The 13,740-nt window shown below is 74.2% G+C and carries 9 protein-coding genes; 7 read left to right on the top strand and 2 right to left on the bottom strand.

The genetic code is table 11. The features are described 5' to 3' along the window. Positions 1-123: 123 nt before the first annotated feature. A complete protein-coding gene (locus tag ACWD4B_RS28580) occupies positions 124-3,654 on the bottom strand; it encodes an FtsK/SpoIIIE domain-containing protein (protein ID WP_451423454.1) in 3,531 nt (1,176 codons plus the stop codon). A 576-nt stretch (positions 3,655-4,230) separates the two neighbouring features. On the opposite strand from ACWD4B_RS28580, the gene ACWD4B_RS28575 reads away from it, so the two are divergent. From ACWD4B_RS28575 to ACWD4B_RS28560, 4 genes are all read left to right on the top strand, one after another. Next, positions 4,231-6,042 carry a serine/threonine-protein kinase gene (locus ACWD4B_RS28575; protein WP_451423453.1) on the top strand — a complete coding sequence of 604 codons (1,812 nt, stop codon included), beginning with the start codon at positions 4,231-4,233 and terminating at the stop codon, positions 6,040-6,042. Positions 6,043-6,202: 160 nt separating this feature from the next. After that, entirely contained in the window at positions 6,203-7,474 is a 1,272-nt protein-coding gene (locus tag ACWD4B_RS28570) for a serine/threonine-protein kinase (protein WP_451423452.1), read from the top strand. Between the two features lie 264 nt (positions 7,475-7,738). Continuing rightward, on the top strand, positions 7,739-8,845 hold the full coding sequence (gene prfB, locus ACWD4B_RS28565) for a peptide chain release factor 2 (RefSeq protein WP_390781978.1): 1,107 nt from the start codon (positions 7,739-7,741) through the stop codon (positions 8,843-8,845). A gap of 211 nt (positions 8,846-9,056) precedes the next feature. Next, on the top strand, positions 9,057-10,106 hold the full coding sequence (locus ACWD4B_RS28560; RefSeq protein WP_451423451.1) for a hypothetical protein: 1,050 nt from the start codon (positions 9,057-9,059) through the stop codon (positions 10,104-10,106). A 164-nt stretch (positions 10,107-10,270) separates the two neighbouring features. On the opposite strand, the gene ACWD4B_RS28555 is transcribed toward ACWD4B_RS28560, so the two are convergent. Beyond that, the gene (locus ACWD4B_RS28555; RefSeq protein WP_336416562.1) at positions 10,271-10,465 is read right to left on the bottom strand and encodes a hypothetical protein; all 195 of its coding nucleotides are present in this window, start codon (positions 10,463-10,465) and stop codon (positions 10,271-10,273) included. A 279-nt stretch (positions 10,466-10,744) separates the two neighbouring features. On the opposite strand from ACWD4B_RS28555, the gene ftsE reads away from it, so the two are divergent. The 3 genes from ftsE to ACWD4B_RS28540 all read left to right on the top strand — a co-directional run bounded on the left by ftsE (position 10,745) and on the right by ACWD4B_RS28540 (position 13,726). Continuing rightward, positions 10,745-11,434 (top strand): cell division ATP-binding protein FtsE, encoded by a 690-nt coding sequence (ftsE, locus tag ACWD4B_RS28550; RefSeq protein ID WP_171087956.1) that lies wholly within the window; start codon positions 10,745-10,747, stop codon positions 11,432-11,434. Between the two features lie 39 nt (positions 11,435-11,473). Further along, positions 11,474-12,388 carry a permease-like cell division protein FtsX gene (gene ftsX / locus ACWD4B_RS28545; RefSeq protein WP_336416563.1) on the top strand — a complete coding sequence of 305 codons (915 nt, stop codon included), beginning with the start codon at positions 11,474-11,476 and terminating at the stop codon, positions 12,386-12,388. A gap of 78 nt (positions 12,389-12,466) precedes the next feature. Beyond that, on the top strand, positions 12,467-13,726 hold the full coding sequence (locus ACWD4B_RS28540) for a S41 family peptidase (RefSeq protein WP_451423450.1): 1,260 nt from the start codon (positions 12,467-12,469) through the stop codon (positions 13,724-13,726). Positions 13,727-13,740: the final 14 nt, after the last annotated feature.

The raw sequence follows: 13,740 nt of genomic DNA, 5'->3' as shown, positions 1-13,740 counted from the left end.
CTCATCAATAACTCTTTCCCTACTAGACGCTCTTCCGATCGCCGACGGTGGCTGATCGCGCCCACGCGGCGGAGCCGCATATGTCAACAGCCCCGCGCCCCTCGCGGGGCGCGGGCAGGCCTCCTACAGCAACGGCGGAGCCGCCTGCACCCCTGCCGACTGCGCAGCGCGCTGCAACGCACTGGCCAGCAAGGCCAGGTCCGTCGGCCCGTTCCCCAGCTCCCGTACCGGGCGGCGGGCCGGCGGGTCGCCCATGCGCTGCCAGTCCAGGGCCACCACCGTCGGGCGGAGCGTCGCCGTGCGCGGGATGCGGCCCGTGACGCGGCCCGCCTGGAACGGGGTCACCCCTCCGTCGTCCGGCCGCTGCAACCGGCCCCGGCCGGGCGCCGGTTCGCTGTCGGCTCCGGAGCCCGTGGCTTCCGCCGCCGGGGCGATCTCCAGCGTCGCCCGCAGGCCGGCCCGTTCGACCGCGGCCGTGTCGGCCGTGCGGTCCGGGCGTCCGGACGCGGCGATCAGGTGCACGCCGAGCCGCTCGCCGTCGCGGGCCACCGCCTCCAGCGCCCGGACCACCGAACCGGCCGCCGGGCGGCCCGTGCTGCCCAGGGCGGGGGCGACCAGGGCGTCGAAGTCGTCCACGAGGACGACGAGCCGGGGCAGCGCCGTCTCCGCCGTCCGCGTCGGACCGCCGCGCTGCGTCCGCAGCTTGAGCGTGCCGCTCGGCGGGGAGTCCAGGTCGCCGCCGCGCGCGCCCGCGACGCCGGGGGCGTCGGGCGCCGGGGGCGCGGGGTTCCGGTCGTGCCATGCGCAGAAGTCGAGCGTGCCCAGCAGCTCCGCGCGCCGCTTGAGCTCCGAGGCGAGCGCCTGCGCGAACTCCCGCATGCGCACCGGGTCGGACGCGGCCAGGTACGTGGACACGTGCGGCAGGTCCGTGCACATGCGCAGGCCCTCGCCGCGCTCGGCGGCGGCGCCGTCGACGAGGACGAGCGACAGCCGGTCGGGGCGGTCGGCGGCCGCCAGCGAGGCGGCGAGCGAGCGCAGCAGCTCGGTCTTGCCGCTGCCGGGCCCGCCCTCCACCAGCAGGTGCGGGCCGTCGCCCGCGAGGTCCACGGCGAGCGGACCGTGCGGCCCGGCGCCGAGGACGGCGACGGCCCGGCCGCCGGGCCGGGCCCCGCGGTCGGTCGCGGCCGCCCAGCGGGCGGTGAGCGAGGCGGGCGTGGCGCGGGCGAGCCCCAGCTCGTCCAACAGCCGTGCCGCGCGCGGCAGTACGGCCGCCACGCGGGCGCCCTCGCCGTCGGCACCGGCTCCCTCCGCCATGCGCAGCGGGGCCAGCGCCCGGGCGAACCGCTCGGCCCAGGCCGCCGACACCGCGTCCACGGCGGCGACGAGCGTCGTGCCCGCGACGGCCGGCACCACCGCCGGCACGACGGGGCCCTGCGATCCCGCCGGGGCGCGCTGGATGACCTGCACCACCGTGGCCACGTCACCGCTCAGCAGGGCCACCGCCCCGCACTGGGCGAAGGCGGGGGAGGCGGCCTGGGCCGTGGCGAGGGTGGCCGACACGGGGGAGGAGGGCGTGGTGGCCGGGGCCTCTGCCAGGCAGACGACGTGGACGCCGGCCGCCGCACCGCTCCCGGCCAGCCGGGCGACGGTGTCCCGCAGCGCCGTGGAGCCCGGGTCGCCGTCGACGATCAGCACGGTGTACGGGCCGCGGTGCTGCACGGCCGCCGCGGCCACCGCCTCGGGGGGCGCCGTGGCCCAGCCGGGGCCCAGCGGGCCGTCGTCCAGGCGGCGTACGAGCTCGGCCGTGCGGGCCTCGGCCTGCTCGCGGTCGTACGCGAGGAGCAGCCGGCAGTCCTGCCCGTGCGCGGGCCGCGCGTGCGGCAGCCAGCCGAGCCAGGACCACTCGGCCAGCCGCTCCTCGGCGGGGCGCGCGCGGTCCGCGCTGATCAGCACGTACTCGAGGGTGGCCGGGCGGTGCAGGGCGGCCAGCTGGGACAGCACGGACCGGGCGAGCCCGGACAGCCGCTCGCGCGGCCCGGCGAGGCCGAGGGCGCCGGCCTGGCGCAGCGAGACGGTGACGGGCACGGAGGGCAGCAGGCCGCGGTCGGCCGTGCCGAGCCGGACGGTGAGCAGGTCGGGGTGGTGCGGGCCGCGCTCCCACAGGTGCGGCCCGGGCCCGAGGGCCGTCAGCAGCACGGCGGCCGGATCGGGCCAGCGCCCGCGCAGTGCGGCGGCGGTGGCGAGCGCCTGCCCGGCCTCGCTCTCCGGCCCGTCCGCCTCGGGGTCCTCGCCGCTTCCGCGCTGCGCCGTGCCCCGGCCGGTGGCGAGCCGCCGGGCCCAGGCCCCTATCCCGCGGCCGAGCTTGCCGCGCCGCGGCTCGGCGGGGTCGTCCGCGGCCACGTCCAGGTCCGCTTCGACTGCGAGGGGCAGGCCGCGGCCGCCGAGGGTCTCGGGGCTGGGGTCGTCGTGGCCGCCGGGGGTGAAGGAGGCGGAGCCGATGCCGCGGACGGTCCCGGCGGCGCCGGGCGTGTGGCCGGCGTAGCCGGAGTGGGCGGGCGCGGGGCGGCGGACGGTGCCGCCGTCGAAGCCGAGGGTTCCGGTGGCGTAGCCGGTGGGGCCGGCGGACGGCTGGTGGCCGGGCTGCTCGAAGTCGCCTGTGCGGGGCGGATGTTCGGGCGGGGCGGCCTGCGGAGGGATCGTCGCCCTGGCCGCCGCAGGGGGCCGTTGCGCCTGGGGTGCCGCGTCGGGTGCGGGCGTCGGCGCGGGCACCGCTGCCGGTTCGGCGGCGGTCGCCTGCGCGGGTACCCCCGGGACGGCCGCGGCCGGCAGGGGTGCCTCTCTGCCGCCCTGGGCGGGAACGAGGCTGTGCGGCAGGGGAGTTCCTGTGCGGCCCTCCGTCGCGGTCTGCTGTCCGGGCAGCTTGACGGACTGCTCCGCCGAGGTCGACTGCCCCACGCGCAGATGCCCTTCACCGTCCGGCGACGCGGGCAGCACCCGTGGGGTCGCCTCCGATGCGTCGCCGCAGGGCCCCGCGTGGAGAATCAGGGTCGACTCGCCGACCCGTAGCAGCGAGCCGGGAGGGAAGGGGACGGCCCGGCCGTCCACGCGCTCGCCGTTGAGGACCGTGCCGTTCGTCGAGCCCAGGTCGTGCAAGGTGATGCTGCCGTCCTCGTCGGACAGGGTGACCGCGCAGTGCAGGCGGGAGACGTCCGGATCGTCCAGCGGGACGTCCGCCCCGCTGGAGCGGCCCACCCGCACCTCGCCCCCGTGCAGCAGGTGCACGCCGCCCGCGTCGGGGCCGGAGACGACGTGCAGCCGGGCCGCGGACTCGGGGACGCCGGACAGCAGGACGCCCGCGTGCCGCTCGGGGTCGGCCGGGACGTTCAGGGACAGGACGGCGCCGTCGATCAGCGGCGGCTCGCCGAGGGCGCAGCGCTGCGGGTCGAGGCGCTCGGTGCCGGCGTAGACCGCGACGGCACCCGTGCCGAGGTCGGAGCCGGCGGCGGCGACGGCGGCCGCGAGGCCGCTCGCGACACCGGCGAGGGCGGTGCCCACGGGGGCCGTGACCAGCACGTCGCACGAGACGTGGGCCGCCGGGGCGGCGCTGTGGGTGTGGCCGCCGAGCGGCCCGAGGACGGTCAGCCGGATCTGCATCGCCGTCAACGGTCCCTTCCTGCCCCGGCCGGCCGGGCGGGGCGGCTCTCCCCCTCCGGCCGTGCACGAGCGCGTCGGCACGTACAGGTCACCACGTCGCGCGGGGCCTCCCGCTCCCTCCCCGGCGCATCCGTGCTGCGAGCATCCTCGCACCTGCCGCCGACAACGCGCCCGGCGAGAGCCAATTCGTGATCTTGAACGACCCTCCGAGGATGGGGGCACTCTCGCGCCACTGTCAGCCGGTGGTCGATTTGTTCTCTCCTGTGTGCTGCATGTGTCCGCGGGCAGGCTTGTTTCTTGCGCTTTATTGCCGAAACCGTGCGGTCGCCCCGGCCGTCCGCCACGCCGCCGGCAACCATCCCCGCTCTCGCCGCGTCTTCCCCGTAAGCCCGTGGCGTCGCATCCGAATCACGGCCGCCGACGGCCCCCGGACCGGCACTACAGTGGGCGAAAGGCCGGGCGCGAGACCGGGCCGATGCAGCAGAGGCCAGTTCGGCAGGATCACCGGATCCACCAGATACGGAAGATCCGGCAGATTCAGCAGATCCAGCAGATCACGACCAGGGAGCGCATGACGTGCGGCCGGTAGGCAGCAAGTACCTGCTCGAGGAGCCGCTCGGGCGCGGAGCCACGGGCACCGTCTGGCGAGCCCGCCAGCGGGAGGCGGCCGGTGCCGAGGCCGCCGTCACCGGGCAGCCCGGCGAGACCGTTGCGATCAAGGTCCTCAAGGAGGAGCTGGCCAATGACGCCGACGTCGTCATGCGGTTCCTGCGCGAGCGCTCCGTCCTGCTGCGGCTGACCCACCCCAACATCGTCCGCACCCGCGACCTCGTCGTCGAGGGCGATCTGCTGGCGCTCGTCATGGACCTGATCGACGGCCCGGACCTGCACCGCTACCTGCGCGAGAACGGCCCGTTCACCCCCGTGGCCGCCGCCCTCCTCACCGCCCAGATCGCCGACGCCCTGGCCGCCAGCCACGCCGACGGCATCGTGCACCGCGACCTCAAGCCCGCCAACGTCCTCCTCAAGAGCGACGGCGGACAGATGCACCCGATGCTCACCGACTTCGGCATCGCGCGCCTCGCGGACTCCCCGGGCCTCACCCGCACCCACGAATTCGTCGGCACGCCCGCGTACGTCGCGCCCGAGTCCGCCGAGGGCCGCCCGCAGACCTCCGCCGTCGACATCTACGGCGCGGGCATCCTGCTGTACGAACTGGTCACCGGCCACCCGCCGTTCGCGGGCGCGACCGCGCTCGAGGTCCTGCACCAGCACCTCAGCGCCGAGCCGCGCCGCCCCACCACCGTCCCCGAGCCGCTGTGGACGGTCATCGAGCGCTGCCTGAGCAAGCGGCCCGAGGTGCGGCCCAGCGCCGAGAACCTCGCCCGCGCCCTGCGCGTCGTCGCCTCGGGCGTCGGGGTGCACGCCTCCCCGGCCCAGGCCGAGGCGGCCCTCGGGGTCGCCGCGCTCCTCGCGCCCGACCCGCAGCCGGCCACGGTGCCCGGCACGGGCCTGGGCGCCGGCGCCGGCCTCCCCGGCTCCGGCGACGCCGACCCCACGCAGGTGCTGTCGGCGCAGCAGCCGGGCGGCTACGACCCGAACGCCGCGACCAGCGTCCTGCCGAGCACCGGCCCGAACGCCGACCCGACCCAGGTGCTGTCCAGGGGCGGCCCGAACGCCGACCCCACCCAGGTGCTGCCGCCCACCGGCCCCGCCGGCGGGCAGAGCGGCGACCCCACCCGCGTCATGCCGCCCGTCCCGCCCGGGGCCCCGCAGGCCGACGGCCCGCACCCGTGGCAGACGCAGATGGCCGCCGCCCGCGACCGCAACGAGCAGACGCAGCTGCAGTACCTCGACCCCGCCGAGGACCCGCTGCGCCGCCGCCCCACGCGCCGCGAGGCCCAACAGCAGCAGTACGGCGGGCAGTCCGGGCAGCCGGGGCAGCAGGGGCAGCCGTACGGGCAGCAGGGCTACGCGCCGCAGTACGCGCCCCAGCCGCAGCCCTACGCGCCGCAGCCCCAGCAGCAGCGTCCGCCCCGGCGGCAGCAGCCGCAGCCCCAGCCGCAGCGGTCCCAGCGGCAGCAGCAGCCGCGCTACCAGCAGCCCGCGCCGCAGCCGTACGCCCCGCCGCAGGCCCCCGAGCCGGCGCCGCGCCGGGAGCCGCGCCCGCCGCGGCAGCGCAGTGCGAACCCCATGCGGATCCCGGGTCTGGGCTGCCTCAAGGGCTGTCTGTTCATGATCGTCCTGCTGCTCGTCGGCTCCTGGCTGCTCTGGGAGTTCACCCCGCTCAAGACGTGGGTGGCCGACGGCAAGGGGTACTGGGACACGCTCTGGAGCTGGGGCACCGCCGTCAAGGACTGGGTGTCGAATCTCGGTTCCCACGGGTAGCCCCGCACGCCCCGCGACCTGGCGGTCCGGCCGGTGATGCCATCGATATGTCGACACCGGCACGGGTTTTTCTGCATCGCCGGTGACGGTTGGCAGTAGCTTGGTCGCCAGCGCGCCAGTCGCAGGACGGCCGGATGACGACAGGAGTCGGGGAACAGTCTTGGCACGGAAGATCGGCAGCCGGTACACCGCCCACCAGGTTCTGGGCCGTGGCAGTGCCGGGACGGTGTGGCTCGGCGACGGTCCCGAGGGGCCGGTCGCGATCAAGCTCCTGCGCGAGGACCTCGCCTCCGACCAGGAGCTCGTCGGCCGCTTCGTCCAGGAGCGCGCGGCCCTCCTCGGTCTCGACCACCCGAACGTGGTCGGCGTCCGCGACCTCGTCGTCGACGGCGCCGACCTCGCGCTCGTCATGGACCTCATCCGGGGGACGGACCTGCGCACCCGGCTCGACCGCGAGCGCCGTCTCGCGCCCGAGGCCGCGGTCGCCATCGTCGCCGACGTCGCGGACGGGCTCGCCGCCGCGCACGCCGCCGGCATCATCCACCGCGACGTCAAGCCGGAGAACGTCCTGCTGGACATGCAGGGCCCGCTCGGCCCCGGCGGCGCGCACCAGGCGCTGCTGACGGACTTCGGTATCGCCCGCCTCGTCGACTCCCCGGGCGGCGGCCCCGGCGGCCGTTCCACGGGCCAGCGCAGCATCATCGGGACCCCGGACTACCTCGCCCCCGAGATCATCGAGGGCCTGCCGCCGCGCGCGTCCGTCGACGTCTACGCGCTGGCGACCGTCCTCTACGAGCTCCTGGCCGGCTTCACGCCGTTCGGCGGCGGGCACCCGGGCGCGGTGCTGCGGCGGCATGTGACGGAGACGGTGGCGCCGCTGCCGGGCATCCCCGACGAGCTGTGGCAGCTCCTCGTGCAGTGCCTCGCCAAGGCCCCTGCCTCCCGGCTGCGGGCCACCGAGCTGGGGGCGCGGCTGCGGGAGCTGCTGCCGTCGCTGGCCGGGCTGCCGCCGCTGGACATCGACGAACCGGAGGAGGCGGCCGCCTCCGCCCGCCCGGAAGCGGGTGCCGCGGTGCCGGCGCCGGCCGCGGCCGGTGAGCCGCAACGGCGGGGGGCGGTGCCGCTGGTGCCGGGCGGGGTGCCCGACTCCAGCCGGGACACGCACACGAGCATGCGGGTGCCGGCACCCGAGGAACTCGCGGGCGGCCCGCACGGCACGGCCCGCACCCCGCGCACCGCGGGCGAGCCGCGGGCGGGCTCGGCCCGCCACCGGACTCCTGCGGAACTCGCGGCGCGGCGCAAGCGGATCCGGCTGGGCGCCGTGGCCGTCGCGGTGGCCGCCGCGGCCGGGGTCGGCGGCTGGTTCGCCGCCGATCACGACGGCGGGGGCGATGCGAAGCCGGGTGTCCACCGGACGGACAGGACGCCGTAGCTGGCGGAGGTGAAGCAACGAGCCCGTTGCTTCACCTCCGCCGCAACGGTGATCAGCCACGATGGCGCAGTCCGGCGGTGCCGGACGGCATCGAGCTCCCGGAACCGGGGCGCCGCGGTGTGGTTGCTGCCCGGTGGTCCTGGTTGTGCCCACCCGTTCCGCCCTGCGGAACGCCTGCCCACAACCAGGGCGAAAGCGGGCCCCACGCAGTGGGCCCGCACCGTGCGGACCGGGGAGCCCGGCGCAGCCGTTACGCTGGGGTGCGTGGCAGTCGTTGATGTATCCGAAGAGCTGAAGTCCCTCTCCTCGACCATGGGGTCGATCGAGGCCGTCCTGGACCTCGACAAGATGAGGGCCGACATCGCCGTGCTCGAGGAGCAGGCGGCCGCCCCGTCCCTCTGGGACGACCCCGAGGCGGCACAGAAGATCACCAGTCAGCTGTCGCACCTCCAGGCGGAGCTCCGCAAGACGGAGACGCTGCGCGGCCGCATCGACGACCTGGGCGTGCTCTTCGAGCTCGCCGAGGCCGAGGACGACGCGGACGCCCTCGCCGAGGCCGAGGCCGAGCTGACGGCCGTCCGCAAGGCGCTGGACGAGATGGAGGTCCGTACCCTTCTCTCCGGCGAGTACGACTCCCGCGAGGCGCTGGTCAACATCCGTGCCGAGGCCGGCGGCGTCGACGCCTCCGACTTCGCCGAGCGCCTGCAGCGCATGTACCTGCGCTGGGCCGAGCGTCACGGCTACAAGACCGAGATCTACGAGACCTCGTACGCCGAAGAGGCCGGCATCAAGTCGACCACCTTCGCCGTCCAGGTCCCCTACGCCTACGGCACCCTCTCCGTCGAGCAGGGCACGCACCGCCTGGTGCGCATCTCCCCGTTCGACAACCAGGGCCGCCGCCAGACGTCCTTCGCCGGCGTCGAGGTCCTCCCGGTCGTCGAGCAGACCGACCACGTCGAGATCGACGAGTCCGAGCTGCGCGTCGACGTCTACCGCTCCTCCGGCCCCGGCGGCCAGGGCGTCAACACCACCGACTCCGCGGTGCGTCTGACGCACATTCCGACCGGCATCGTCGTCTCCTGCCAGAACGAGCGCTCGCAGATCCAGAACAAGGCGACCGCGATGAACGTCCTCCAGGCCAAGCTCCTGGAGCGCCGCCGCCAGGAGGAGCAGGCCAAGATGGACGCCCTCAAGGGCGACAGCGGCGGCTCCTGGGGCAACCAGATGCGTTCGTACGTCCTGCACCCGTACCAGATGGTCAAGGACCTGCGCACCGAGTTCGAGGTCGGCAACCCGCAGGCCGTTCTCGACGGCGAGATCGACGGCTTCATCGAGGCCGGCATCCGCTGGCGCAAGCAGCAGGAGAAGTAACGGCAACGGCGTCGGCCGGATCGTTCCGGCTTGACGCCGCCCCCGAAAATCGCAAGGCTTGCGCCCGGCATGCGTATCACTGGGGCGCGTGTGACGGGGGGTAAGCGTCCCGGCGTTTTGATCGCCGGTTCGGTCACGCGACCCCCAGTAGGCCACGGCCCTGTGCATAGCTGCTCCATCGACGAGATCAGCTACAGGGGGTAGCAGGCAGATGACGAAGAAGACTCGGCTGCGCGTTGCGCGAATAGCGGCCGGTGCCGTGATGGCCGCGGGTGCGTCGCTGACGGCCGCGGGCGCGGCCGCAGCCGCAGGGGTCGACGTGTCCGTTCCGGGCATCGACGTGAGCGTGCACACCGACCCCACGACGGACCCCACCGGCAACCCGACGTCCATCCCGCAGCCGACCGGCGGCCAGACGGGCGGCAGCACGTCCGGCAGCACGTCCGGCTCCACCAGCGGCTCCACCACGGGTGGCAGCACCTCGGGCACCACGACGGGCGGTAGCACGTCCGGTACGACGACGGGTGGCAGCACCTCGGGTACGACGACCGGCGGCAGCACGTCCGGCTCGACCGGCGGCGACAGCACCAGCGGCACCACGACCGGTGGCAGCACCTCGGGCACCACGACGGGTGGCAGCACGTCCGGTACGACGACGGGTGGCAGCACCTCGGGCACGACGACCGGCGGCAGCACCTCCGGCTCCACCAGCGGCACCACGACGGGCGGCAGCACGTCCGGCACGACCACGGGTGGCAGCACCTCGGGCACGACGACGGGTGGCAGCACGTCGGGTACGACGACCGGCGGCAGCACCTCCGGCTCCACCGGCGGCTCCACCACGGGCGGCAGCACCTCGGGCACCACCACCGGCGGCGGCTCGACCGGCGGCAGCACGACCGGTGGCGGTACCACCGGCGGCTCCGGTGACCACGGCTCCACGGGCGGCACCGCCACCGGCGGCGGCAGCACCGGCGGCTCCGACGACGCCCACACCTGCCCCGTCGACACCGACAGCGCCAACTGCAACAACGGCGCCGCGGCCACGGGTGGCGGCAACAACAACCCGGGCACCGACAACGTCGGCGCCCAGCCGGTCCAGCAGAGCAAGCCCAAGGAGGAGCTCGCGCAGACCGGTGAGCTGGCCCAGACCGGTGCCGGTCAGACGGCCTTCCTGGTCACCGGTGCCGCGGTGATGATCGCCGGCGGCATCGGCTTCCGGATGCTCCCGCGCCTGATCAACCGGGGTACGGCGGCCTGACGACGGCCTCCCCGCAGGACGAAGGCCCGGAGCGCGCGGCGCGCGCTCCGGGCCTCACCGCGTTCATGCGCCCATTGCGCCGGGCGCCGGGCAGGGGCGACTCGAAGGAAAAACTGCCGGAGAATCCGGAGAATCAGGAAAAACGTCTGCGCGTAATCGCGCGCTCACCCCGCGAAGCTGCGGGCGAGTACGGCGACCGCGACCAATGCCACCAGCAGGACGAGCAATGCCGCCGGGTTCAGCGCGCCGAAGACGCCCTCCTGCTGCTGCAGCCGCTCACGGCTGGCCCGGCAGACCGGGCAGCGGCCCTCGCTGACGGGGCCCGCGCAGTTGGCGCACACCAGTCGGTCGCATGTCATGCGATTTCCTTCCTTCGGTATGTCCAACGCGCGGGACGGCCACGCGGTTCCCCTTACCACTCTGCCAGCTTTTCCGCCGTCCGGCGCGTCCGCTCCGGTGAAGCGCCCGCCGACGGCGCCCGGAGGCCCGCCCAGTCGGTCAGAAACGTGACAACTCACGCCGAACCCGGATGCCGACTGCGCGTGCACCGGTGGTTCGCGTATGGTCACGCACACCGACGGAGCCGCGAACGCGGCGTTCCGTGCCGCTCTCTCCCCAGGTCGCAGCGTGGTGCACTCGTGATCCGATTCGACAACGTCTCCAAGTCCTACCCGAAGCAGAACCGTCCGGCGCTCCGCGACGTCTCGCTCGAGATCGAGAAAGGCGAGTTCGTCTTCCTGGTCGGGTCCTCGGGTTCCGGAAAATCCACTTTTCTGCGGCTGCTGCTGCGGGAGGAGCGGGCCAGCCACGGCCAGGTCCATGTGCTCGGAAAGGACCTCTCCCGGCTCTCCAACTGGAAAGTGCCGCAGATGCGGCGCCAGTTGGGCACCGTCTTCCAGGACTTCCGGCTCCTGCCCAACAAGACCGTCAGCCAGAACGTCGCCTTCGCCCTGGAAGTGATCGGCAAGCCGCGCGGCGAGATCCGCAAGGCCGTGCCGCAGGTGCTGGAGCTGGTCGGGCTGGGCGGCAAGGAGGAGCGGATGCCCGGCGAGCTCTCCGGCGGTGAGCAGCAGCGCGTCGCGATCGCCCGGGCGTTCGTCAACCGTCCGCTGCTGCTGATCGCCGACGAGCCGACCGGCAACCTGGACCCGCAGACCTCCGTCGGCATCATGAAGCTGCTGGACCGGATCAACCGGACCGGCACCACGGTGATCATGGCCACCCACGACCAGCAGATCGTCGACCAGATGCGCAAGCGCGTCATCGAACTCGAGCAGGGCCGTCTCGTGCGCGACCAGTCGCGCGGCGTCTACGGCTACCAGCACTGATCGGCTCTGAACGGCACTGAAAGGGACTGAGAAGACGCCATGCGCGCCCAGTTCGTCCTGTCGGAGATCGGTGTCGGTCTCCGCCGCAATCTCACGATGACCTTCGCGGTCATCGTCTCCGTCGCCCTGTCGCTCGCCCTGTTCGGCGGTTCCCTGCTCATGCGCGAGCAGGTCAGCACGATGAAGGGCTACTGGTACGACAAGGTCAACGTCTCGATCTTCCTCTGCAACAAGAACGACGTCGAGTCGCAGCCCGCCTGCGCCAAGGGCGCCGTCACCGAGGACCAGAAGAAGCAGATCAAGGCCGACCTGGAGAAGATGCCGGTCGTCCAGAAAGTCCAGTTCGAGACGGCGGACGAGGCCTACAAGCACTACAAGGAACAGTTCGGGAAATCCTCCCCGATCGCCGGTTCGCTGACCCCGGACCAGATGCAGGAATCCTTCCGCGTCAAACTCAAGGACCCGTCCAAATACGCGGTCATCTCCAGTGCGTTCTCGCAGCGGCCGGGCGTGCAGGAGGTGCAGGACCAGAAGACCCTGCTGGAGAACCTCTTCAATCTCCTCAACGGCATGAACTTCGCGGCGCTCGGTGTGATGGGCCTGATGCTCGTCGTCGCGCTGATGCTGATCGTCAACACGGTCCGCGTCTCCGCGTTCAGCCGCCGCCGGGAGACCGGGATCATGCGGCTGGTCGGTGCGTCCAGCTTCTACATCCAGATTCCGTTCATCATGGAGGCCGCCTTCGCCGGGCTGCTGGGCGCCGGCTTCGCGTGCGTCCTGCTGGTCTGCGGCCAGGAGTTCCTGGTGAACAACTGGCTCGCGCACCACATCGACGTGATCCAGTTCATCGGCTGGGACGCGGTTCTGGCCAAGCTTCCGCTTGTGTTGGCCATCGGTCTGCTGATGCCGGCGCTGGCGGCGTTCGTCGCGCTCCGTAAGTACCTCAAGGTGTAACGCGCGCCGGACGATCGCCACGGGCGCCGTACGGTCAACTCCCCGTACGGCGCCCTTCGGTGTCCTAGACTCCCGCTCATGCCCGGGCCGACGATGTTCGTACCGCAGCGCCGCGCCGGCCGTGCGGCGGCACTGACCCTCGTGTTCGTGGGAGTGCTGGCGACGGGCGCGGCCGCCGGCTCCTGGGCGACGGGCCCGCACGACGCCCGCACCCCGGCCCGCCACCGCGAGGCCTCCGACGGCGACGCCGATCACCCTCCTCCACGCACCGCCGCCGACCGCACTGCCGCCGACCGCACCGCCGCAGACCGGGCCGTGGACGACCGGGCCGTCGAGGACGCCGCCCAACAGGCCGTCGAGGACGGCAAATCCGGCTCCGCGGCCGCCTCCGAGGTGGTCAGCCGCAGCGGCGACCGCTGGAGCTCGGTCTACACGGCCGCCGAGTACGAGGGCCTCGAACGCGCCCTGGACGGCGCCTACGTCGGCGTCGGCCTCTCCGCGCGGCGCGGCAGCGGCGGCCGGATGGAGATCGAGGAGGTGCGGCCCGGCAGCCCCGCCGCACGCGCCGGCATCGCCCCCGGCGACCGGCTGCGCACCGTCGACGGCGACGACGTCACCGGCCGTCCGGTGACGGACGTGGTCGCCGGGCTGCGCGGCGACAAGGCCTGGGGCGCGGGGCGCCCGGGCACGCCCGTGCGCCTCGGTCTGCAGCGCGGGAGCCGTGCGTGGGAGCGCACGCTGCTCCGCGAGCGTCTGGTCACCGAGAGCGTGACCGTGGACCGGCCGGACGGGCCCGGCGGTCCCCTCACCCGGATCAGGGTCGGCCCCCTGGTGAAGGGCGCCGGGGCCCGCATCCGCGACGCGGTGCAGGAGGCCGGGCCGGGGGAGGGGATCCTGCTCGACCTCCGCGGCAGCCCGGGGGGGCTGGTCACCGAGGCCGTCTCGGCCGCCTCCGCCTTTCTCGACGGCGGGGTGATCGCCACGTACGACCTGCGCGGCCGCCACTGCGTGCTGCGGGCCGAGCGCGGCGGGGACACCCGCAGGCCGCTGGTCGTCCTCGTCGACGGCGGCACCATGAGCGCGGCCGAACTGCTGGCCGGCGCGCTCCAGGACCGCGGCCGCGCCGTCCTGGTGGGCAGCCGCACCTTCGGCAAGGGCTCCGTGCAGATGCCCAGCCGGCTGGCGGACGGCTCCGTCGCCGAGCTCACCGTGGGCCACTACCGCACTCCCGACGGGCACGCCGTCGACGGCGTCGGCATCGCGCCCGACGTGATCGCGGAAGGAGACGCCGAGGAGCGGGCCCGCACAGTATTCGCTGGCCTCGGGGGTGGGTCGTAGTGCGAGAATGACAG

The sequence above is a fragment of the Streptomyces sp. NPDC002536 genome (genome assembly GCF_053594995.1).
The sequence above is the reverse complement of the archived record's forward strand: the minus strand, read 5'-3'. Positions and strand labels throughout refer to the sequence as shown.

Excerpts from the sequence above, each read along its gene's own strand:
- ACWD4B_RS28580 (WP_451423454.1), bottom strand. The coding sequence starts at position 3,654 with ATGCAGATCCGGCTGACCGTCCTCGGGCCGCTCGGCGGCCACACCCAC.
- ACWD4B_RS28560 (WP_451423451.1), top strand. The coding sequence starts at position 9,057 with ATGACGAAGAAGACTCGGCTGCGCGTTGCGCGAATAGCGGCCGGTGCC.
- ACWD4B_RS28555 (WP_336416562.1), bottom strand. The coding sequence starts at position 10,465 with ATGACATGCGACCGACTGGTGTGCGCCAACTGCGCGGGCCCCGTCAGC.
- ftsX (WP_336416563.1), top strand. The coding sequence starts at position 11,474 with ATGCGCGCCCAGTTCGTCCTGTCGGAGATCGGTGTCGGTCTCCGCCGC.
- ACWD4B_RS28540 (WP_451423450.1), top strand. The coding sequence starts at position 12,467 with ATGCCCGGGCCGACGATGTTCGTACCGCAGCGCCGCGCCGGCCGTGCG.